Annotated in this window: 17 protein-coding genes and 1 pseudogene; 10 read left to right on the top strand and 8 right to left on the bottom strand. The window is 73.5% G+C overall.

The window, feature by feature from the left end; genetic code table 11:
* The first annotated feature begins 163 nt into the window (after window positions 1–163).
* The 7 genes from ABZ318_RS32080 to ABZ318_RS32050 are packed head-to-tail and all read left to right on the top strand — an operon-like array spanning window position 164 to window position 7048.
* Window positions 164–994, top strand: a complete 831-nt coding sequence (locus ABZ318_RS32080) for a hypothetical protein (protein WP_356905953.1) — start codon at window positions 164–166, stop codon at window positions 992–994.
* A 43-nt stretch (window positions 995–1037) separates the two neighbouring features.
* The gene (locus tag ABZ318_RS32075; RefSeq protein ID WP_356905950.1) at window positions 1038–1781 is read left to right on the top strand and encodes a 2OG-Fe dioxygenase family protein; all 744 of its coding nucleotides are present in this window, start codon (window positions 1038–1040) and stop codon (window positions 1779–1781) included.
* A 15-nt stretch (window positions 1782–1796) separates the two neighbouring features.
* A complete protein-coding gene (yedA, locus tag ABZ318_RS32070) occupies window positions 1797–2723 on the top strand; it encodes a drug/metabolite exporter YedA (protein ID WP_356905949.1) in 927 nt (308 codons plus the stop codon).
* On the top strand, window positions 2698–3279 hold the full coding sequence (locus tag ABZ318_RS32065) for a formyltransferase family protein (protein WP_356905948.1): 582 nt from the start codon (window positions 2698–2700) through the stop codon (window positions 3277–3279). Before yedA ends, ABZ318_RS32065 begins: the two co-directional genes overlap by 26 nt.
* On the top strand, window positions 3276–4478 hold the full coding sequence (locus ABZ318_RS32060) for an argininosuccinate synthase (protein ID WP_356905947.1): 1203 nt from the start codon (window positions 3276–3278) through the stop codon (window positions 4476–4478). Before ABZ318_RS32065 ends, ABZ318_RS32060 begins: the two co-directional genes overlap by 4 nt.
* 11 nt (window positions 4479–4489) lie before the next feature.
* Window positions 4490–5347, top strand: coding sequence for a dimethylargininase (ddaH, locus tag ABZ318_RS32055; RefSeq protein ID WP_356905952.1), 858 nt, complete (start codon window positions 4490–4492; stop codon window positions 5345–5347).
* Between the two features lie 45 nt (window positions 5348–5392).
* Window positions 5393–7048, top strand: a complete 1656-nt coding sequence (locus tag ABZ318_RS32050) for an FAD-dependent oxidoreductase (protein ID WP_356905946.1) — start codon at window positions 5393–5395, stop codon at window positions 7046–7048.
* Between the two features lie 58 nt (window positions 7049–7106).
* On the opposite strand, the gene ABZ318_RS32045 is transcribed toward ABZ318_RS32050, so the two are convergent.
* The 4 genes from ABZ318_RS32045 to ABZ318_RS32030 all read right to left on the bottom strand — a co-directional run bounded on the left by ABZ318_RS32045 (window position 7107) and on the right by ABZ318_RS32030 (window position 11788).
* Window positions 7107–8510: a sulfatase-like hydrolase/transferase gene (locus tag ABZ318_RS32045; RefSeq protein ID WP_356905945.1), complete on the bottom strand. Its 1404-nt coding sequence runs from the start codon at window positions 8508–8510 to the stop codon at window positions 7107–7109.
* A 126-nt stretch (window positions 8511–8636) separates the two neighbouring features.
* Complete coding sequence (locus ABZ318_RS32040) at window positions 8637–8729, bottom strand: putative leader peptide (RefSeq protein ID WP_352028280.1); 93 nt, start codon at window positions 8727–8729, stop codon at window positions 8637–8639.
* A 120-nt stretch (window positions 8730–8849) separates the two neighbouring features.
* The gene (locus ABZ318_RS32035; protein WP_356905944.1) at window positions 8850–10667 is read right to left on the bottom strand and encodes a glycoside hydrolase family 15 protein; all 1818 of its coding nucleotides are present in this window, start codon (window positions 10665–10667) and stop codon (window positions 8850–8852) included.
* 338 nt (window positions 10668–11005) lie between these two features.
* Entirely contained in the window at window positions 11006–11788 is a 783-nt protein-coding gene (locus ABZ318_RS32030; protein WP_356905943.1) for an SDR family oxidoreductase, read from the bottom strand.
* Window positions 11789–11924: 136 nt separating this feature from the next.
* On the opposite strand from ABZ318_RS32030, the gene ABZ318_RS32025 reads away from it, so the two are divergent.
* Window positions 11925–12512 carry a TetR/AcrR family transcriptional regulator gene (locus ABZ318_RS32025; protein ID WP_356905942.1) on the top strand — a complete coding sequence of 196 codons (588 nt, stop codon included), beginning with the start codon at window positions 11925–11927 and terminating at the stop codon, window positions 12510–12512.
* A gap of 28 nt (window positions 12513–12540) precedes the next feature.
* Here the strand turns inward: ABZ318_RS32025 and ABZ318_RS32020 are convergent.
* The 3 genes and pseudogenes from ABZ318_RS32020 to ABZ318_RS32010 form a co-directional block, all read right to left on the bottom strand.
* A pseudogene (locus tag ABZ318_RS32020) lies at window positions 12541–12695 on the bottom strand (aldo/keto reductase); the annotation flags it as partial.
* A gap of 93 nt (window positions 12696–12788) precedes the next feature.
* Window positions 12789–13211 (bottom strand): heme-binding protein, encoded by a 423-nt coding sequence (locus ABZ318_RS32015; RefSeq protein WP_356905941.1) that lies wholly within the window; start codon window positions 13209–13211, stop codon window positions 12789–12791.
* 39 nt (window positions 13212–13250) lie between these two features.
* Window positions 13251–14462: an MFS transporter gene (locus ABZ318_RS32010; protein ID WP_356905940.1), complete on the bottom strand. Its 1212-nt coding sequence runs from the start codon at window positions 14460–14462 to the stop codon at window positions 13251–13253.
* A 311-nt stretch (window positions 14463–14773) separates the two neighbouring features.
* Here ABZ318_RS32010 and ABZ318_RS32005 point away from each other — a divergent pair, with 311 nt between their 5' ends.
* Window positions 14774–15985 (top strand): glycosyltransferase, encoded by a 1212-nt coding sequence (locus tag ABZ318_RS32005; protein ID WP_356905951.1) that lies wholly within the window; start codon window positions 14774–14776, stop codon window positions 15983–15985.
* 22 nt (window positions 15986–16007) lie between these two features.
* On the top strand, window positions 16008–16142 hold the full coding sequence (locus ABZ318_RS32000; protein WP_356905939.1) for a hypothetical protein: 135 nt from the start codon (window positions 16008–16010) through the stop codon (window positions 16140–16142).
* A gap of 26 nt (window positions 16143–16168) precedes the next feature.
* Here the strand turns inward: ABZ318_RS32000 and ABZ318_RS31995 are convergent.
* Window positions 16169–20922, bottom strand: a 4754-nt coding sequence (locus ABZ318_RS31995) for a hypothetical protein (protein ID WP_356905938.1), incomplete at its 5' end; no start/stop codon positions are given.

The raw sequence follows: 20922 nt of genomic DNA, 5'->3' as shown, positions 1-20922 counted from the left end.
CACTCGAGCCTTCCACTCGGCACGCGCTGCCCGGACGTGCTCCGCATCCCGCGGCAGCTCCCGGCAGGCGTAGCCCAGTGCCTTCAACGCCTTCACCCTCGGCGGCAGCCGGGTCGTCCGGGCCGCCGACCGCCTCGCCCGCGCCGACGGGACCCGGCCCCCGCTGCTCCGCCTGCCGACCACCCTGCGGGCCATGTCGGACGCGGCGCTCTCCGTCGCGCGCCTCGCCGGCACCGGTCCGCACCGCGCTCCCGTCCTCGTACGGGAGCAGCTCGACCTCCTGGACACCCTGGACGCCGGGGAGCTGCGGGCCGGGGTGTGCGCACTCGTCCGCGACGTGCTCGCGGTCGTCCCCGGCTCGTACGACCAGGTCGCCGGCCGGCTCCGGCGCGACGGCCGCTACACCCCGGAGACCCTCGCCGGCTTCCTCTCCCTGTGCGTGGAGGTCCGCGCCGCCCTGCTGAGCCACGACCCGCTGGAGACCGGACCGGCCGAGGTCCTGCACTACGGCCGCGCCCTCGCCCGCGCCCTGCGCGCCGCCGCCCGCCCCGGATCCCTGTCCCACGGCGCCGACGCACTGCTCGGCCTGCTGGTCGCCGCCCGCGTCGCGCGCCTCTCCGGGCTCCTGGACGCATCCGGCGAACAGGCCCACGCCGACCTGGTGCGACGGGCGGGCGGTCCGACCCGCCTGCCCCTCGGGACCACGGCCGAGGACGTGCTCACCGCTCTGGTGCACGGCTGCGCCGGCCGCCACCTGCCGCGCCGGCGAGCCGCCGGCACCGGCGCCGACCGCGTACGCCTCGTCCTCCTCGACGACCTGGGCGCCCCGCACCTGGAGCACGGCCGCGCACTCACCCCCGCGGGGACCGACGTCCTGCGCGCCGCCCTCGACGCGTTCACCACGGGACCGGGACCGGGACCGGGACAGGGACAGGGAGCGGGACGGGACCGGGCGCTCATGCCCCCGGGACGACAGGCACCCGAGAGTCGATGACAGAACACGGCACCCGGCCGAACCCGAAGTCTGGAGAACCGACATGCCCAGGATCACCTGGTCCAACCCGATCACCGGCGAACTGCGCTCCCGCGGCTACGCCTTCGTCGGCGGCGCCGGCCTCGCCCTCGACCCCGCCGCCCGCGCCGGCCGGCAGGCCCTCGCCGACGAATGGAACCGGCTCGAACCCGACCGCTACCTCAAGGACGGGGCCACGTTCCGGGAGCGCCGCTACGCCCGGTTCCGGTACCTGCCGCGCACCCGCGCCGTCCAACTCCTCACCCACCGGCCGTACTTCCAGTCGACCACGGCCAACCGGTACGCCGGCGGCATCCACCGCGAGGTGGCCCCCCTCACCCGCGCCTCCGTCGGCAGCCCCCTCCTGGGCGAGCTCATCCGCTCCGACTTCTCCCAGTTCCCCGTCGACGAGGAGACCCTCGACCACCCCTGGGAGGTCGCCTGCCATCAGTTCCGCACCCGGGCCACCGCGCGGGAAGCCGGCGAACCCACCCCGGAGGGCGTCCACCGGGACGAGATCGACTTCGGCGCCATCCATCTGATGGACCGCGTCAACACCCGCGGCGGCGACTCCCGCGTACACGGCGAATCCGGAGACGTCATCGCCGAGTTCAGGCTCGAAGACCCCCTCGACACGATGTTCTGGTGCGACCGCGACGTCCTGCACTCCGTCTCGTCCACCACCCCGGTGGACCCCGGCAGGCCCGCCACCAGGGACATCCTCATCCTCGGCTTCACCTGCTCGCCCGGACTCCGCGCGAGCGACTGAAAGGGAGGCACGGACGTGACCACACAGACCCGGGAGACCCGGTCCACCCCGTCCACCCTCACCCCGACCGTGATCCTCTGCCTCGTCTCCGTCTACGTCGTCTGGGGATCCACCTACCTCGCGATCGACTACACCCTCGACACCATGCCACCGCTGCTCATGACGGGCACCCGCTTCCTCACGGGCGGCATCGTCCTGGCGGCGTTCCTGACGGCCCGCGGACACCGGCTGCCGACCCGCAGGCAGTGGCTCAACTGCGCCCTCGTCGGCGGACTCATGCAGGGCGGCTGCGTCGGCGGCATCGCCATCGCCGAGCGGTCCCTCTCCAGCGGCCTCGCCTCCGTCGGCATCGCGACCGTCCCCGTGTGGACCGTCCTGATGGCCGGCGTCGCGACCCGCCGCTGGCCCAACCGCCTCGAGGTGTACGGCATCTCCCTCGGCCTCGCCGGAGTCGTGCTGCTCGCGCTCGACGGAGGTCTCGGCGGCGGCGCCGAGGGCTCGGCCGTCATCGTCGCCGCCGCGATCAGCTGGTCGCTCGGCTCGGTGCTCAGCCAGCACCTCGACCTGCCCCGCGGACCGATGGCCTACGCGGGAGAGATGCTCGCGGGCGGCACGCTCGTCAGCCTCGCCGGACTGCTCGCCGGGGAGCGCGTCGAGCACATGCCGGACGCCTCGGCGCTGTGGGCCTGGGCCTACCTCGTCGTCTTCGGATCGCTGCTCGCCTACAGCGCGTACATGTACCTGCTGACCGCGGTCCGCACCTCCCTCGCCACCAGCTACACCCTGGTCACCCCCGCCGTGGCCGTGCTGCTCGGCGCCTGGATCCTCTCCGAGCGGGTCAGCGTCCTGACCGTGCTCGCCGTGGCGGCGGTCCTGCTCGCCGTCCGGTTCATCTTCCGAGGAAGGAAGCTCCACGATGTCCACGACACGAACGAAGACTAGGAACGTCCTCTTCATCGGGGACACCTCCCACTGGAGCCGGCTGGCCGCCGCCCACCTGCGCGACGTCTTCGGCCACGTCGACCTCATCCTGTGGGACCACGGCGACCCCCCGCCCCACCGCCACGAGGACTGGCACGGCGACCACATCTTCTGCTTCAAGGCGGATCTCCTCCTGAAGCCCGAGACCCTCGCCAGGGCCCGCGTCAGCGCCCTCAACTTCCATCCCGCCACACCCCGCTTCCGCGGCGTCGGAGGCTACGACTTCGTCCTCCTCGAAGGCGGTACGGAGTTCGGCGCCACCAGCCACCACCTCGTGCCCCGCATCGACGCCGGCCCCATCGTCAAGGTCAACCGCTTCCCCATCGCCCCCGGCGAGACCGCCGCCTCGCTCAGCGCCCGCACCGCCGCCCACTGCCTGGTCCTCTTCTACGAGGTGATCGGAATGATCGCGCAAGGACGGGAACTCCCCGTCTCCGACGAACAGTGGGGCGAACGGCTCTACACCAGGGCCATGCTCCGAAAGCTCCACGCGACGAGCCCGAGGAGGCCGTCATGAAGATCGTCCTCGCCTACTCGGGCGGACTCGACACCTCCCTGGCGCTCGCCTGGCTCCAGCGGACCTACGACGCGGAGGTCATCGCCTTCTGCGCCGACCTCGGACAGAGCGAGGACCTCGCCGAGGCCCGGTCCCGAGCCGAGCGCAACGGCGCCGCCAAGGTGTACGTGGAGGACCTGCGGCACGAGTTCCTCACCCGGTACGCCTTCCGGGCGCTGCGCGCCGACGCCGTCTACGAGGGCAAGTACTTCATGGCCGCCTCACTGAGCCGGCCCCTGATCGCCGAACGCCTCGTGGAGATCGCCCGCGCGGAAGGGGCGCAGGCCGTCGCCCACGGCGCCACCGGCAAGGGCAACGACCAGGTCCGCTTCTACGCCGGGATCACCGCCCTCGACCCGGCCATGCACATCATCTCGCCCGTCCTGGAATGGGACCTCACCACGCGCTCCGCCCAGATCGCCTACGCACGCGCCCACGGCGTCCAGACCCCCGCCTTCACCTCCAGCCCCTACAGCCGTGACACCAACCTGTGGGGCAGCAGCGTCGAATGCGGCTCCCTGGACGACGTGCTGCTCGCCCCGCCGGAGGAGGTCTACACGGCGACCGCGCCGCCCGAGTCCGCCCCCGACCTGCCCGAGCACGTGAGCATCACCTTCGAACGCGGCACACCCACCCACCTCGACGGCGAGGCCCTGGACCCGGTGCGGCTGGTCGAGCGGCTCAACGAGCGCGCCGGACGGCACGGCGTGGGCCGTATCGACATCATGGAGAACCGCCTGGTCGGACTCAAGGTACGCGGAGTGTACGAGAGCCCCGCGGCCACGGTCCTCTACGAGGCGCACCGGGAACTGGAGAACCTGGTCCTCGAACGCGACCTGTTCCACTACAAGGCCGACCTCGGCCGCCACTACGCCCGACTCGTCTACGACGCCAAGTGGTTCACCCGCCTGCGCACCTCCCTGGACGCGTTCTTCGACGACGTCCAGGAACACGTCTCCGGCACGGTGACCGTGAAGCTCCACAAGGGCTCGGCCACCACGGTCAGCCGCTTCTCCCCGCATTCGCTGTACCACCCGGAGTACGCCTCGTACGAGGCGGACAACGGCTTCGACCAGCGGGCGGGCGAAGGATTCTCCTACGTCTGGTCGATGCCCGCCCGGGTGGCGGGCCTGCGCCGAGGAGGCACGTCATGGACGTGAACCGCACACCGATGAAAGAGCCCCTGCCGGCCGAGCGCGTGCCCGCGAGCCGCCACGCGCCGAGGACGGCGACCGCGCGCCGGTTCCTGATGTGCAGGCCCACGCACTTCGACGTCACCTACGCCATCAACCCGTGGATGAGGCCGGAGCGGGGCGTCGACCCGGTGCGCGCCCTGCGGCAGTGGGCCGGGCTGCGCGACCTGTACCGCCGGCTCGGCCACACCGTCCAGGAGATCCGCCCCGACCCGCGGCTGCCGGACATGGTCTTCGCCGCCAACGGCGCCACCGTCATCGAAGGCCGGGTTCTCGGCGCCCGCTTCCGCCACCCGGAGCGGGCCGCGGAAGGACCGGCGTACCTGTCCTGGTTCACCGACCGCGGCTACCCGACGGTCCGCGCCCCGCGCTTCGTCAACGAGGGCGAGGGCGACTACCTGCTCGCGGGCCGGACGATCCTCGCCGGCACCGGCTTCCGGACGGAGCCCCGGGCGCACGAGGAGGCCGAGGAGTTCTTCGGCCTCCCGGTGGTCACCCTCACCCTGGTGGATCCCGCGTACTACCACCTGGACACGGCCCTGAGCGTGCTCTCCGACACCGAGATCATGTACTACCCGCCGGCGTTCTCCGAAGGGAGCCGCGCGCTCCTGGAGACCCTGTTCCCCGACGCGGTCCTGGCCGAGGCCGAGGACGCGGCGGCCTTCGGTCTCAACGCCCTGTCGGACGGCCGGCACGTGCTGCTGCCGTCGGCCGCGACCCGGCTGGCAAGGGTGCTCGCGGCGCGCGGATTCGAGCCGATCGGGGTCGACCTGTCCGAGCTCCTGAAGGCGGGCGGCAGCGTGAAGTGCTGCACCTTGGAGCTGCGTCAGGGCTGAACACCCCCACGCACCCAGCACGCGACGAGAGAACGAGGTACCGAGATGCCACCCACGAGCGAGCACGTCAGGCCGTCACCACCCCCCGAGGAACCCGCTGCCCGCGCGCTGTACGACGCCATGACCGGGGCGGCGGGCCCGGCGGCGACCGGCTGGACCGGCCCGCCCCGGCTCCCCGAACCGCCGCGGCCGGGCGAGAAGGTGCTGATCCTCGGCGCCGGAGTCGCCGGTCTGACCGCGGCGTACGAACTGAGCAGGATCGGGTACGACTGCACCGTCCTGGAGGCCACGGGGCGGGTCGGCGGGCGCAGCCGCACGGTGCGCAAGGGCGACGAGCTGTACGAGATCGACGACCGGACCGGCGCGCCCGTCCGCACCCACACGTGCCGGTTCGACGACGGTCTTCACGCCGACCTGGGCCCGGGGCGCATCCCGTACCACCACCGCCGGGTGCTCTCGTACTGCCGCGAGTTCGGGGTGCCGCTCGAACCGTACGTCATGGAGACCACGGCCAACCTCGTCCGTCCGCCGCATCTCTCCCACCCCCTGCCCAACCGCCGGGTGGCCAACGACACCCGCGGCCACCTCGCGGCGAGGCTCGCGGAGACGCTGACGGCCGACGACGCCTTCACCCGCGAGGTACGTGATCTGCTGCGGGTCTTCGGGGCGCTCGACGACAACGGCAAGTACTCCGTCGCCCAGCGGTCCGGCCACCTCCACGACCCGGCGGCGGGGGAGCCGTTCCCGGTCCCCGTCCCGCCGCTGACCTTCGAGGAGCTCGTCGGGTCCGGATTCTGGAAGACGCGTTTCTACCAACCGCTCGACCATCCGTGGCAGCCCTCGATGTTCCAGCCGGTCGGCGGCATGGACCGGATCGTCGAGGCCCTGGCACGGCAGGCCCGTGTCGCGGGCGCGGACCTCGTGCTCGGCGCCGAGGTGACCGACATCGCGATCACGGCGGGCACGGACCCGCCCCGCGCCCGGGTGACCTACCGCAAGGGCGGGCGGACCCTCACGGCCGGGGCCCGCCACTGCGTGAGCAGCATCCCCGTACCCGTGCTCAGAAGCATCGGCCGGGCCGGATTCTCCACGGCGTTCGAATCCGCCCTCCGGGTCGTCGAGTTCGAGAAGACCTGCAAGGTGGGCTGGCAGGCCGAGCGGCGCTTCTGGGAGGACGACGGCACCCGCATCTACGGCGGCATCAGCTGGACCTCCCACGCCATCACCCAGCTCTGGTACCCGTCCACCGGCTACTTCTCCGGCCGCGGCACCCTGACCGGCGCCTACAACTTCGCCGAGGTCGCCGAGCGCTTCGGCGCCCTGCCCACCGGCGAACGGCTCGCCGTGGCCCGCGCGGGCGCCGCCGAACTCCACCCCGAGTTCGCCGACGAGACCCTCGTCCCCCAGGACAAGGGCATCACCATCGCCTGGCACAAGGTCCCGTACCAGCTCGGCGGCTGGCCGGAATGGAACCCGGACCGCGAGGACCACCGCACGGCCTACCACCGGCTGCTCCAGCCCGAGGGCGGTGACGTCTTCCACGTCACCGGCGACCAGATCTCCCCGCTGCCGGGCTGGCAGGAGGGAGCCATGATGTCGGCCCAGTACGTCACCCAGCAGATCCTGGGCGTCATGCCCCGCACGGTACGGGAGGTGGTCACGGTCCCGGACTCCGTCGCCCTCACCCAGGGCCTGATCTGAGACCCGGAGACCCGGCCGGCGCACCCGGCCGGGTCCTCTCCGCGCGGGCGGGGAGGGCTCAGTAGCGGAGGAGCCCCGCGTCGATCCGCTCCCACGCGGCCCGCAGCCCGGCCAGCCGCGCCTGCTCGAACGGCGCCCGGTCCGCCTGCTCACGGGAATCCTCGGACAGGTGGAAGAGCTGGTCCCGGCCGGACTTGCCCCGGTAGTACTTCCAGTCGCCGCGGCGCAGCGCCCGCTCGCCCCGCACCCGCCAGAACAGGTCCCGCTCCGGGACCTCGGCGCCGCGCAGCAGGTGCCCGGCGAGGCTGGTGCCGTCGAGGGGGTACGCCGGGTGGGGGCGGGCGCCGGCCAGCTCCAGCAGGGTCGCCGTCCAGTCGGGCGTGAACACCGGTAGGTCGCTGACCTGTCCGCCGTCGATCCGGGCGGGCCAGCGCAGGATCGAGGGGACGCGGATGCCGCCCTCCTGGAGCGAGCCCTTGTTCCCGGCGAGCGGCCAGTTGTAGGAGAAGCGCTCGCCGCCGTTGTCGCTGGCGAAGAAGACGAGGGTGTCCTGCTCCTGGCCGGAGCGCTTCAGCGCCGCGAGGACCTGTCCGACCGAGCGGTCGAGGTCCTCGACCATCTCCTTGTACTTCTCCACGGAGCCGCCGTCCTGGTGCCAGAGGGCGGAGCGGTCGCCGGTCTTGATCCGGCGGACGATCTCGGCGCTCGCCTCCGTGTCGCCGTCGGCGATCCAGGGCCAGTGCGGGGTGGTGAAGTTCAGGTTGAGCAGCCAGGGCTTCTCGTGGTCGCGTCCGACGTACTCGCTCGCCCGCTCGGTGAGGATTCGGGTGTAGTACCGCAGGTCCTTGTACTCGGCGTCGCCCTCGTAGAGGTCGTACTCGCCGCCGAGACCGAGCTTCGAGTAGTACTCCAGGGCCCCGCCGAAGTTGCCGAAGAACTCGTCCCAGCCGGACTTGGTGGGGGAGTAGTCGGGGAGGTAGCCGCAGTGCCACTTGCCGATGAGCGCGGTCGCGTAGCCGGAGTCCCGGAGCAGCGAGGCGAGCGTGGGATGGGTGGGTTCCAGGCCGGCGGACCTGTCGGCTATCGGCTCGGCGAGCCCGCCCTTCGTACGGCCCGGGTAGCGGCCGGTGTAGAGGCTGAAGCGGGTGGGGGAGCAGGTCGCGGAGCCGGAGTAGGCGTCGGTGAAGCGGACGCCCTCGCGGGCGAGCCGGTCCAGGTGGGGCGTGCGGATGTGCGGGGAGCCGTACGAGGAGAGGTCGGCCCAGCCGAGGTCGTCGCCCAGGATGAAGAGGATGTTGGGCCGCCGGGAGTGGCGCCGCGGGTGCGCGGCCCGGAAGGGACGCTCCCGCGGGTCGGACGCGGGGGCCGCCTGCGCGGCGGTCGAGGTGGCGCCGAGGGCGGCCGCGGCGGCGGCACCGGCGGCGACCCCTCCGAGGGCGCGGCGGGACAGGGGCGTGGACATACGGGTCTCCAGAAGGGCGTGCGGAGGTGCGGGCGTGCCTCCGGGGCCCGGCGGGCGGGGGACGGCGCCGCGGGCGGGGCGGACGGAGGAGCGTGGGGGTACGACCGGGTGAGCGGAAGGGGGTCGTCAGGCGCAGCGACAGACCGCGCTCGCGACACGGACGAGGTCCACGTGCCGGCGCTGGACGAGGGTGACCGAGCGGTCACGCGGGGGCTGCATGGGGCAGGAGTCTTGCCGAGCCGGTCGGGGGCGTCAACGGCGTACGGGCAGGTTGACGCGCGTAGTTCGCATGATCGAAACGCCCTCGGCACACCAGGACGGCAGCGTGGAGCGACGGCGTCAGCCGTCCAGTGCCTCGTCGAGGGTCAGCGCGGCGGTGATCAGCGCGAGGTGGGTGAAGGCCTGCGGGAAGTTGCCGAGTTGTTCGCCGGTCGGGCCGATCTCCTCGGCGAACAGCCCCACGTGGTTGGCGTAGGTGAGCATCTTGTCGAAGGCGTACCGGGCCTTCTCCAGCCGGCCGGCCCGGGCGAGCGCGTCCACGTACAGGAAGCTGCACAGCGAGAAGGTGCCCTCGGAGCCGCGCAGACCGTCGGGGGAGGCGGCCGGGTCGTAGCGGTAGACCAGGCTGTCGGAGACCAGTTCGCGGTCCATCGCGTCCAGGGTGGACAGCCAGCGCGGGTCGCGCGGCGAGATGAACCGGGTGATCGGCATCATCAGCAGCGAGGCGTCCAGGACCTCGCTGCCGTAGTGCTGGACGAAGGCCTGCCGCTCGACGGACCAGCCGCGCTCCATCACCTGGTGCAGCACCGCGTCCCGGGCGGCCGTCCAGCGCGGCAGGTCGGCGGGGCGGCCGAACTCGTGGGCCATCCGCACCGCGCGGTCGAAGGCGACCCAGCACATCAGCCGGCTGTACGTGAAGTCCTGGCGGCCGCCGCGGGTCTCCCAGATCCCCTCGTCGGGGCGGTCCCAGTGCTCGCACAGCCAGTCCACCGTGGCGGCGAAGCGCTGCCAGCCGTCGTAGCCGGCCAACTGGGCCAGGTCACGGGCCTGCGCGTAGGCGTAGACCGCCTCGCCGTAGATGTCCAGCTGGAGCTGGTCGGCGGCGCCGTTGCCGGCGCGGACCGGAGCCGAGCCGCGCCAGCCCTCCAGATGGTCCAGCACCTCCTCCCTCAGCTCCGGGTCGCCGTCCACCCGGTACATGATCTGCAACGGCTCGCCGCTGACCGTGCCACCGGCCTGCAACCGGGCGCCCAGCCAGCGGCGGAAGGCGTCCGCCTCCTCGGTGAAGCCCAGGTCGACCATCGCGCGCACGGACAGCGAGGCGTCCCGGATCCAGGTGTAGCGGTAGTCCCAGTTCCGTTCGCCGCCGACCTGCTCGGGCAGCCCCATGGTGGCGGCGGCCACCGGCGCGCCGGACGGGGCGTACGTGAGCAGTTTCAGCGTGATCGCCGAGCGGTTGACCTGCTCCTGCCAGCGGCCGCGGTAGCGGCAGCGGCTGATCCAGTCGTGCCAGAAGAAGCGGACCCCGTCGAAAGCGGCCCGCAGGCTCGCCTCGTCGGCCGGCTCGGGAGGCTCGGCACCGGCTGCGTCCAGGGTGAGCACGGCGGCGGCGCGCTGACCGGCGGTCAGCTCCACCTCGGCGCGGACGTCCCGGCCGTCACGCTCCAGCGCGACGGCGCCGAGCACCTGGAGGTGGGCGGCGGCCGTGGTCCCGGCGAAACGCGCGGTGGCGCCGTCGAGGACCAGCTCGTGCGTCTCCCGGCCGTAGTCGAAGCGCGGCCGGCACTCGACCGTGAAGCGGACGGTGCCGCGGACCACCCGTAGCACCCGGACCAGGGTGTGCCGGTCGGCGGGCACGGTCGGGTCCGCGAGCAGCGGCATGAAGTCGGCCACCTCACCGACCCCGTCGGGTGTGAGGAAGCGGGTGAGCAGCACCGCGCTGTCGGCCAGGTACAGCTGACGCACCGTCGTACCGGGTGCCCCCACGGTGATCGAGAAGTGGCCGCCGCGCTCGTGGTCGAGGAGGCGGCCGAAGACGCTCGGGGAGTCGAAGCGGGGCGAGCAGAACCAGTCCACGACACCCTCGGCGGACACCAGCGCGCACGTCTGCAGATCTCCGACGAGACCGTGGTCGGCGATCGGCGGGTAGCGATGCATCGGCGGCGTCCTCGTGGGCTCGGGGCGACAGGCGATCCTCCACCCCACCCTCCGGCCGGACGGCCCCCCGGGCCACCGGGGCTGCGCCGAACAAGCGCCGTGGCCGACGCCTGCGGCCCGGCCGAGCCGACACCGGCGTGGTGGGGGGACTTCCGCGTGACCGACGAGGGCGGCCGGCGTACCGGCGGTGGTGTGCTCTCGCTCCCCTCCTTCCTCGACAGCCGCGTGTTCACGGAGGGAAGGCCGCGGCCGTCCGCCCAGCCCTCGGGGCGTAGGGCCTGCGCGGACCGGGCCGCGGCAGGGGGCCTGCGATCGGGGACCGGAGGCGGGGGCGGTCCCTAGGCGGTCTTGACCGCTCCGCCGTCGACGATGTGGTCGGTCCCGGTGGTCGCGGAGGCGAGGGGCGAGGCGAGGTACGCGACCAGCGCCGCGACCTCGTCGGGTTCGACGAGCCGGTCGATGAGCATGCCCGTCGCCGTGGGAAGCCCGGCCAGGAGCTGGGCGTGGGGGACCCCCATGGCGGCGGCGAGCCCGGCACCGTAGCCGGTCGGGCTCTCCCACATGTCGGTGCGGACCGGACCCGGCGAGACGGTGTTCACCCGCACGCCCCGCGGGCCGACCTCTTCCGCCAGCGCCTTGCCGAACGCGGTGAGCGCGGCTTTGGCGGTGGTGTACGCGATGGGGCCGGAGTGCGGGACGCGCGCGCCGATCGACGACACGTTGACGATCGCGCCGCGGGCGGTCAGCAGGGCGGGCAGGGCGGCGCGGGTGACGCGGACGGTGGCCAGGAAGTTCAGGTCCATGATCTGCGCCCACTGCGCGTCGGTGACGTCGAGGAAGCCGCCGTTCACACCGCCGTCGCCGCCCCCGACGTTGTTGACCAGGATGTCGATGCCGCCCAGCTCGGCCGAGGCCTCCGTGACCAGTCGCTCCGCCGCGGCGGGGGTGGAGAGGTCGACCGCCACCGGTATCGCGCCGGCCGCCGTCAGCTCCGGGGTGGGCTTGCGGGCGGCGGCCGCGACGCGCACCCCTTCGGCGGCCAGGGCGCGGGTGACGGCCAGTCCGATGCCCCTGCTGGCGCCCGTGACGAGGGCAGTCTTGCCGTGCAGCTGCAGGTCCATGTGTTCCTCCGTCAACAGACGCGACTTATCCGATGCGTAGAACTTAGAACATGCATCATTGATGTTGCAAGTTGTGAGTGAGTTGCCGCGCCGTCGTAACCTCAGGAGGTCATCGCTCGACCGGAAGGACCGCCCCATGGCGCTGCCCCCCTCCACGAAGCCCTTGCGCGCCGACACCGAGCGGACCGTGCGCGCGATCCTCGAAGCCGCGGAGCGGGTGCTGTCCGCGAACCCCGCGGCCACCATGGAGCAGATCGCCGAGGCCGCCGGAGTCGCACGGACCACCGTGCACCGGCGGTTCGCCTCACGGGAGGCACTCATCGGGGCGCTGTCCGCCTGGGCGGCGCAACGGTTCCACGAAGCCGTCGAAGCAGCCCGGCCGGACACCACCCCGCCCGACGTCGCGCTCTACCAGGTCACCGCGAACGTGCTCCGCGTGAAGATCGGCTGGGGCTTCGCCATGGGAGCCCTGCCCACCGACGCCCCCGAGGTCGCGCGCGTGCACGCCGACGTCCTGGCCCGGTGCGAGCGGCTGTTCATCCGCCTCCGCGACATCGGGGTGCTCCCGCCCGACACCGATCTGGACTGGGCGCGCCGCGTCTACTACGCCCTCATCCACGAAGCCTCCACCCAGGTCCCGGAGACCGACGCCGCCATGGACGCTCTCGCCACGCGCGTCGTCGACACCCTGCTGCACGGCCTCGGCACGCGCACCGCCGTCTGACCACTGTCGGCATCAGGCGGAGAAGCCCGCGGCCCCGGGCCGGGGTGACCGACTTGGGGACGGCGACGTTGCCGAGCTGCAGGTGTCGGCGGATGACGACCTGCGCGGGGACTTGTCGTACCGGGCGGCGATGGCCGCGATGGCCGGGTCGCCGAGAACGGCGCCCTGGGCGAGCGGGCTCCAGGGCGCGTCAGGAGTCCCGGTACAGGTCGCGGGCGGGTGCCGGCCAGTGGACCAGGCCGAGGTCGCCGGTGCCGAGGCGGGTGCGGGGGTCGGTCATCGGGAGAGCTCCTCGAGCGCGGTGGCGGCGAAGCCGTGGTCCTGTTCGGGGGCGCCGCCGCCCACGCCGATCGCGCCGATCAGGCGGCCGTCGCGGTGGACAGGGACGCCGCCGGCGATGAACAGCAGCGGCCGGTCGAGCGCGGTGGGCAGCGAGTGGAACGGGCCGTCGGGCTTCACGAGGTCGACCAGGTCGGCGGTCGGGGCGTTCAGCTGGAGCGCGGTGTACGCCTTGCGGGTGCTGGTCTCGCCCGAGATCAACACCGCACGGTCGTCCCGGCGGAAGGCCAGCAGGTGCCCGCCCGCGTCCAGGACGGTGACGCTGACGGTGACCCCGGCGGCCTCGGCGGCGCGGCGGGCGGCGGTGATCAGGGTCTCGGCGTCGGCGGTGCTCAGCGGGGTGACGGCGGTGGTGCTCATGGCGCTTCTCCTGAGGCGGGGGAAAGGGGAAGTGGGGGATCAGTGATGTACGGGGGCGGGGGTGCGGACGCCGGCACCGGCGGCATCGACGTCGGCCTGGAGCGCGGGAGTGCGGCGCTCCAGGGCCGCGGACCAGAAGGCGAGTCCCAGCGCGGCGGCGGCGAGGACGGCGCCGACCCAGTTCGGGGCGGTGTAGCCGAAGCCGGCGGCGATCACGAGGCCGCCGAGCCAGGCGGCGAGCGCGTTGCCGAGGTTGAAGGCGCCGATGTTGACGGCGGAGGCCAGGGTGGGCGCGCCGTGGGCCTGGTCGAGGACGCGCTTCTGCAGCGGGGGCACGGTGGCGAAGCCGAGCGCTCCGACGAGGAGGATGGTGATCGCGGCGAGGATCGTGTTGTGCGAGGTCACGGTGAACAGCGCGAGGACGACTGCCAGGCCGCCGAGGGCCACGTACAGCATGGGCATCAGCGCGCGGTCGGCGAAGCGGCCGCCGAGCAGGTTGCCGAGGAACATGCCGACGCCGAAGAGGACGAGCAGCCAGGTGACGGCGCCGTCGGAGTAGCCGGCGACCTCGGTCATCATCGGCGCGATGTAGGTGATCGCTGCGAAGACACCGCCGAAGCCGAGCACGGTCATCGCCATCGCGAGCAGCACCTGCGGGTTGCGGAAGGCCTTCAGCTCGCCGCGCAGACGGGCGCCCTCGGGGCGGGGCATGGCGGGGACGAGCTTCGCGATGCCGAGCAGGCCGACCACACCGAGCACGGCGACGATGGCGAAGGTGGTGCGCCATCCGACCGACTGACCGATGAAGGTGCCGAGCGGCACGCCCACGATGTTGGCGACGGTCAGGCCGGTGAACATGGTGGCGATGGCGCCGGCCTTCTTGTCCGGGGCGACCAGTCCGGCGGCGACGACGGAGCCGATGCCGAAGAACGAGCCGTGGGCGAGCGAGGCGACGACGCGGCCGGTCAGCATCAGCCCGAAGTTCGGGGCGGCGGCGGAGAGCAGGTTGCCGAGCACGAACAGGCCCATGAGCAGCATCAGCATCCGCTTGCGGCTGACCTTGTTGCCGAGGACGGTGAGCAGCGGCGCGCCGATGACGACGCCGAGTGCGTAGCCGGTGACCAGCAGGCCGGCGGTGGGGATGGTGACGCCGTAGTCGGCGGCGATCTGGGGCAGCAGCCCCATGATCACGAACTCGGTCGTGCCGATGCCGAAGGCTCCGACGGCCAGGGCGAGGAGTGCGAGCGGCATGGCGCAGCCCTTTCGTCATTGATTGAGTGAGCTCTTTGTGCGCCTCCACAATAGTTGCATGCGCGCTATAAGAGCAAACGCATGTAGACGGTGCGCTCTGGATGACGGTGGCCGGGACGATCGGGGTGGGAGTTCTCGGCTGCCCGGGGAGAACGGTCGCGCGTCGACCGCTGGGCCACGGCTCCGCCCGGTGTGATCCGATACGGCCCGGCGGCATCGAGGCGCCCGGACCAACCCGCGCTGCGGTACGGGCGGTTCTGCTGTGGCGTCACGTCCGGGTGGGGCACACTGGTGGCGTGCGCATCGTGATGATGACGGCGGGATCGCGGGGTGACGTCGCGCCGTACACGGGTCTGGGCGCCGGTCTCGTACGGGCCGGGCATGAGGTGACGCTGGCCGCGCACGGGGTGTTCGAGCCGCTGGTGGCGGGGTCGGGCGTTCGCTTCCGTCCGCTGCCGGTGGACCCCCGTGCCGAGCTGCACTCCCCGCGGGGCCGGCGGCTGCATGACGCGAGGACCGGTGCGGGAAAGCTCGTACGGCTGGCGTCCATGGCCCGGAGAACGGTCGACGAGATGACGGCGGCCCTGGTGGAGGTGGCGCGGCAGGGCGAGGTCCTGCTGGTCGGCGGGGGGTTGGGGCCGCTCGGGTACGCCATCGCAGAGGGCCTGTCGGTGCCCGCCCTGGGGCTGCACCTCCAGCCGCTGCATCCGACCGGGGAGTTTCCCGCCCCGGTCCTGGGGACGCGGTCCCTGGGCGCGGTGGGGAACCGGCTGAGCGGACAGGTCGTCATGACGTCGGTGGAGCTGCTGTTCGCGGACGCCGTACGGTCACTGCGGCGGCGGCACGGGCTCGTGACGGCGGGCCGGTCCCGGGGGCGGCGGCCGCGACCGGTGCTGCACGGCTACAGCGAGCGCGTCGTCCCCCGGCCCCGGGACTGGCCCGCCGGGCTGGAGGTCTCCGGGTACTGGTGGCCGCACGAGACGGGGCAGTTGTCCCGGGAACTGGAGGACTTCCTGGCCGCCGGGCCCCGGCCGGTCTTCGTCGGTCTGGGCAGCGCCACCGTTCCCGATCCCGAGCGGGTGAGCCGCGAGATCGTCACCGCGCTGCGGGCGGCGAAGGTGCGCGGGATCGTCCAGCGGGGCTGGGCGGGGCTGAGCGCCGGGGGCGACGACATCCTGACCGTCGACGAGGTGCCGCACTCCCTGCTGTTCCCCCGGACGGCCGGCGTCGTCCACCACGCGGGAGCGGGCACGACCGGCGCGGTCCTGCGGGCCGGAGTGCCCAGCGTCCCGGTGCCGGTCCAGTTCGACGCGGCGTTCTGGGCGTCCCGGCTGACCGCGCTGGGCACCGCTCCCGGAGCGGTGCCGCTGCGCCGTCTCACCTCCGAAACCCTGGCCGGGGCCCTGCGCCGGGCGACGCAGGACGACTCCCACCGGGCGCGTGCCCGCGCCCTGGCCGACCGCCTGGCCGTGGAGGACGGCGTCGCGCCGGTGCTTGCCGCGCTCGACCGGCTGGCGCGCTGACCGCTCGGCGGCCGTACCCGGCATGGCCGCGACGATCCCGCCTACCCTCAGCGCCCTCGCCCGCGCCCACCGCATGCGCGCCGGCCTCGGCGTCCCCCTCGCCCTCAGCGGCGCGAACGACCGCACCAGCCGCCTCCTGGACGCCGACAGCGCCTGAGGCGGCGGGGCCCCGGGAGCCGCCGCTCACCCCTGTCCGGCCGCCACCGCCTCCGCCTCCCTCAGCAACGCCGCCCCGTACCGCGCGCCCTCGGCCGACAGCGGGACGTACGCCGGCATCAGCGACAGCGGAAGCCGCAGCACGCGCGGGAACAGCTTGTCCAGCACCTGGAACTGCCCGACCAGCGGCCGCCACTCCGGGATCGCCCGGCCGTGCGGAGGCGTCAGACTCCGACCCAGCCGCGCGAGCCCCGTCATCACCGGCGCGTCCCTGTCGAGGTACTGCGCCGAAGGCAGCCGCCCGATCGACGCCAGCAGCCCCCGCGCCACCTTGGCCGACTCGCCGTGCCGCACCAGCGTCGGCCGTCCCGTCACGGCGCGCGCGAAGTCCTCGACCGCCGCCACCTGTCCGAAGGTCAGGGTCCGCGCGATCGGAACCGACCTGAGACGACGCCAGTCGCCCGGGAGCACATGCCGCTCCGGGCGGATCAGCCACTCCGTCACCAGCGCCTCCGTGTGCAGCGAGCTCACCGCCCGCTCGCCGACCCGGCTCAGCAGGAAGGCCACCCAGCCGCGCGGCAAGCCCGAGTCCTGGTGAAGGAGCCGAGCGCCGATCCGGCACACCGCGACCACCGGCGCCAGGTCGACCGACTCCTCCTCCTGGAGCACCACCGGACGGCCGAGCGGCGAGCGGAGCCAGTCGGCGACCGCGGCCGCCGCCGCCCGGCGCGGCTCCGCCGGGACCTCGTCCTGGAACCGGTCGAGCGCCCCGAGCGCCCACAGCACCTTCTGCTTCGCGGAGCTCCCGGCCGGCGCGCCCGCCCCTTCCAAACCGGTCTCGTAGGCGGCGCGGTAGCTGGCGAAATCCGGGGGAACCAGGTCGGCCACGGGCGCCGCGAGCGCGGCGAACGTGGGCAGCGACAGCCTTCCCAGGCTCCTGCACAGCCAGTCCGGCAGGTCCACGACCGTGCGCCGTGTGCCCGGCTCCACGAACTGGACGGTTCCCCGCCCCGCCACCTCCTCCAGGCGTGCGACCTCCGCCATGATCTGGCCGCCCGGCTCGGGCGCGCCCCGGCCGGGCACGTAGACCGCCAGAACGCCCAGGGGGCCGACGGACACATGGAGCGCCCTGCGGCCCGGGGCCGCCGCCGGGCCGACCACGGTCACGCGAGCCAGCTGCCCCGTCGCCAGGTTCTCGTACTCGCGGGCGATCAGCGGGTGGTGGACGAGGCTGACCGCGGAGCGGCCGCGACGCAGGACGGTGAGCCGGCGCGAGGCGCGCAGGTGCGCCACGAGCAGCTCGCCCGGCACTCCGGCGGTCCAGGTCGCGTCCCTGGCCGGCAGCCAGCACAGGGCCTGGCTCCGCTCGTCCCGGCACAGCACACCGAGGCAGGAGCCGTCCGACGCGTTCACGGCGAGCAGCGCGCGGACCACCGTCTCGCCCTGCTCGCTCCGGTCCTTCGCCAGACCGCTGGTGAGCGTCTTCGTCTCACTGTCCCAGTGCAGCCGGAGCAGGCTCCGGTCGCCGACCAGGGCCGCCGCCGTCGCCGCCACGGCTTCCGCCGGCAGCCCGGGAAGCAGCTCGTGCACATGCGCGCGGACGAGCGCCGCCCCGGCCCGCATCACCAGGTGCCCGCCGCCGAGTTCCGCGACCGGCCGGGCCAGGATCGTGCCGTTGGGCCAGATCCCGCCCCGCTGCCGGCGCCGGGACACGGTGACCACCGGAGCGGCGCCGTCCGCCGCCTCCGTCACCGTCTCCACGGTCACGGGCAGGCTCCCCAGGGCACGCAGCACCACGCTGTCGCTCCCCTCCAGATCCCGGCGCAGCCACTCCGTGCGCAGCCAGCACTCCTTGGACAGCGGCGCGAGTGCCACCCGGACCCCGGGCAGTCCGGCGACGCGCAGTCCGTCGCCCGTCGGGCCCGCGGCGAGGAGCACGACGTCCCCGGGTGCCACGGGGCTGTCGGCCGCCGCCGTCAGCTCGTTTCCGTCACTCAACCAGACCGCCCCACCCGCTGGGTGACGAGCCATCAGCTCACGCTCCGCCGGGTAGACCAGCGTGTCCTCGCCCTCGCCCAGGTGGAGTGCGCCGCCCTCGTCGTCGGCGCGGACCACCGGAAGCAGTATCCGTGCGGAGGGGGTGACCTCGGGCCGTTGGTCCCGGAACGCCAGGGAGCCGCGCACGCCGGGACGCCAGTCCTCCAGGACGAGGTGCCCGCACTCGTTCACACCGCCCTCGATGTGCCCGTACAGCAGATCGCCCGGCGCGAACCTGGACCAGTCGAGCCCCGCGAGCGAGTGGCCATCGGAGAACCGGACCAGCTCGCCCCGGACTTCGGCGACCCGGCCCGGCGTGAGCTCGAGCCAGACGCTGCCCCCGGTGGCCCGCGCCACCGCCCAGTGGGTACGCCGGCCTCCGGGCAGGTCCTGGAAGGTCTCCTCCAGGAGCTCGGTGGCGGGGAAGCCGAACTGGCGCAGGGCGTGCTGCTCGTGCCGCAGCGTCCACCGGCCGCGCCGGGCCGAGAAGAACACCGGCTCGTCGACGGAGCGGGCGACCGGGGCCAGGTCGACCTGGCCCGGCGCACCGCCGTCCGCGGGCCAGGTCCGCGTACGGGAGTCGTGGTAGCGCCAGCCCCCGTTCTCGCACGCCGACGCGAGCTGCCGCGCGGGGGCGTCCAGGAAGGAGAGCTGCGCCCAGGGCACCGCCCGCCCGTCGCCCCCCTCTTCGTTCGTCCGCGTGCCGACGGGCACCACCCGCACCCCGCCCGCCGCGTCCGCCGGGTCGAACGCGAGGGTGCCGGCGCGCAGGTCCTCCGCCGCGACGAGCAGGGGCCGCACCGAACCGTTCGGCAGGACCTCGCGGACCACGCCCGCGATCTTGGGGTGTGGGGTGCGGAGCAGTCCCGCGCCGGAGTTCCGTTCCGCCGTCGCGTTGAGCCCCGGCAGGCCCGCCACGGTGAAACGGCCCGGCAACTCGGCCTTCCTGATGTCCTCGGCGTACTTGAGTCCGTCCTTGGGGAAGACGACCACCGGCCGCGGCCGCTTGTCGAGGTACGTGATGTCGGCCGGGATCGCCTGGTGGACCCGTACCTCGTCCCTGCCGCCGGACCGGTTCAGGGTCAGCCGCACCACCGAGCCCGGGGCGATCCCGGTCACCCCCGTCATCCCGGCGATGCCGAAGACGACGCCGGGGCGGAGCTCGATGTGGTCCGCGTCCTGGTCGACGACGCCGAACGCGCCCTCCGGCCGCAGCCGGAGATAGCTCCGCAGGGTCTCGACGCCGCGCGCGGGCGGCGACTTCGTCGTGCCGTGCCACTGGTTGGCGTGACCGCCGCCGTGATGGTTGCCCAGCTGGACGAGCATGCGCGCCCGCCCCTGGTAGGCCCCGAGGCCCTCAGTCTTGGCCGCGCGCCGCAGACAGCTCTCCCGGTGCGAGAACTCCCGCCGGGGCACCACCACGGTCAGCGGTTCCCCCTCCTGGCGCAGCTCGGGCGGCAGGGCGAACCGCAGCAGGTGGTCGTTGACGGTCTCCAGGATGGTGCCCGCCTCCAGATAGAGCCGGTCGTCCCGGCGCAGCCCGCCGTCCCCGCCGCGCGTCGACGCGGACGGGGTGACCGTGGCGAAGCGCAGCGCCCGGCGCCGCCGCACCACCGTCTCGGGCACGAGCCGGCCGAGCAGCAGCCGCCGTTCGACGCCCGCGTCGAGGGCGGCGAGGAGTGTTTCGACATCCCGGTCCTCGATCACGGCGCTCACCGGGCGCGTCTCGGTGTGGTCGTCCTCCCGGGTCCGGCCGAGGTCCCGGCTGCGGGTGACGGCGCGGTGCACGATCACCCGCCGACGGTCGCGGTCGACGGTGACGTCGAGCAGATGCACGACGTTCGCCCGGGTCGCCTCCCAGTGGATCTGCCGCTCGACGCCCTTGGCGATGTCCGCCAGGTCGACCGCGACCGTGATCCCGCCCGGCACGTTCTCGTCCTCGGTGAACGTCATGGCGTCGATCTGGTCGCCGTGGAACAGCGCCAGGCCGTCCGGGTCGAGCGGCTCCCCGCCGACGAGCAGCGCCTCCACGGGGACGTCGACGAACCATCCGTACCCGAACTCGAAGCGGGCGGCGGTCCCGGAGCCGGTCTCCTCGACGCCGACGTACTGGGGCCTCCCCTTGGTGTGCCGCCGGTCGCGGAAGTCGCAGAGCCGCCCGTCCGCCGTCGCGTAGGGCGCGATCTCCGCCATGAAGTCGACGACGGACAGCGGCGGGGCGCTCAGGAACGACGCCCGGTAGCCGGACCCGTGCTCGACGGGGACCGCGCGGACCCGGTCGGGCGAGTAGTTCCGGCCGGCGACCCAGGCGCGGGGCTCGTCGACGAGTGCCAGCCAGGGCCGGTGTACGCCCTCGTCGTCCGGCGCCGAACAGCCGGGCAGCAGCATCCGCTCCTCACCGGTGAGCTGCCCGGTCAGCGTCAGCCCGGGCTCCTGGAGGAGCCGCAGCCACTCGGCCACCGGGTCGTGGACCTGCCGGACCGGGACGGCGGGGGCACGGTGCGCCGAGCCGACGGGCGACAGCTCGAACTCCCGGTGGGCCCGGACGAACCGGGTGCCGTCCGGCCGCCCGAGCGCGCGCACCTGTGCGTCGTCCACGTCCGACACGTCCACCAGGGTCTGTTCGAGATGGACGGGCCGGTACTCGTTCCCGAGCTCGATCCCCGCCGCGTACCCCACCAGGTGGCTGCTCTCCCGCTGCACCACGACCAGGACCGAGTCACCGATCCGTTTGGTGCTGCCGC

Origin of the sequence: Streptomyces sp. NPDC006197 (assembly GCF_040613865.1) — a bacterium.
In the GTDB taxonomy this organism is placed as follows: domain Bacteria; phylum Actinomycetota; class Actinomycetes; order Streptomycetales; family Streptomycetaceae; genus Streptomyces.
This window is presented reverse-complemented; position numbering and strand designations above follow the sequence as displayed.

Excerpts from the sequence above, each read along its gene's own strand:
- ABZ318_RS32075 (WP_356905950.1), top strand. The coding sequence starts at position 1,038 with ATGCCCAGGATCACCTGGTCCAACCCGATCACCGGCGAACTGCGCTCC.
- ABZ318_RS32065 (WP_356905948.1), top strand. The coding sequence starts at position 2,698 with ATGTCCACGACACGAACGAAGACTAGGAACGTCCTCTTCATCGGGGAC.
- ABZ318_RS32060 (WP_356905947.1), top strand. The coding sequence starts at position 3,276 with ATGAAGATCGTCCTCGCCTACTCGGGCGGACTCGACACCTCCCTGGCG.
- ddaH (WP_356905952.1), top strand. The coding sequence starts at position 4,490 with ATGAAAGAGCCCCTGCCGGCCGAGCGCGTGCCCGCGAGCCGCCACGCG.
- ABZ318_RS32050 (WP_356905946.1), top strand. The coding sequence starts at position 5,393 with ATGCCACCCACGAGCGAGCACGTCAGGCCGTCACCACCCCCCGAGGAA.
- ABZ318_RS32045 (WP_356905945.1), bottom strand. The coding sequence starts at position 8,510 with ATGTCCACGCCCCTGTCCCGCCGCGCCCTCGGAGGGGTCGCCGCCGGT.
- ABZ318_RS32040 (WP_352028280.1), bottom strand. The coding sequence starts at position 8,729 with ATGCAGCCCCCGCGTGACCGCTCGGTCACCCTCGTCCAGCGCCGGCAC.
- ABZ318_RS32035 (WP_356905944.1), bottom strand. The coding sequence starts at position 10,667 with ATGCATCGCTACCCGCCGATCGCCGACCACGGTCTCGTCGGAGATCTG.
- ABZ318_RS32030 (WP_356905943.1), bottom strand. The coding sequence starts at position 11,788 with ATGGACCTGCAGCTGCACGGCAAGACTGCCCTCGTCACGGGCGCCAGC.
- ABZ318_RS32025 (WP_356905942.1), top strand. The coding sequence starts at position 11,925 with ATGGCGCTGCCCCCCTCCACGAAGCCCTTGCGCGCCGACACCGAGCGG.
- ABZ318_RS32015 (WP_356905941.1), bottom strand. The coding sequence starts at position 13,211 with ATGAGCACCACCGCCGTCACCCCGCTGAGCACCGCCGACGCCGAGACC.
- ABZ318_RS32010 (WP_356905940.1), bottom strand. The coding sequence starts at position 14,462 with ATGCCGCTCGCACTCCTCGCCCTGGCCGTCGGAGCCTTCGGCATCGGC.
- ABZ318_RS32005 (WP_356905951.1), top strand. The coding sequence starts at position 14,774 with ATGACGGCGGGATCGCGGGGTGACGTCGCGCCGTACACGGGTCTGGGC.
- ABZ318_RS32000 (WP_356905939.1), top strand. The coding sequence starts at position 16,008 with ATGGCCGCGACGATCCCGCCTACCCTCAGCGCCCTCGCCCGCGCCCAC.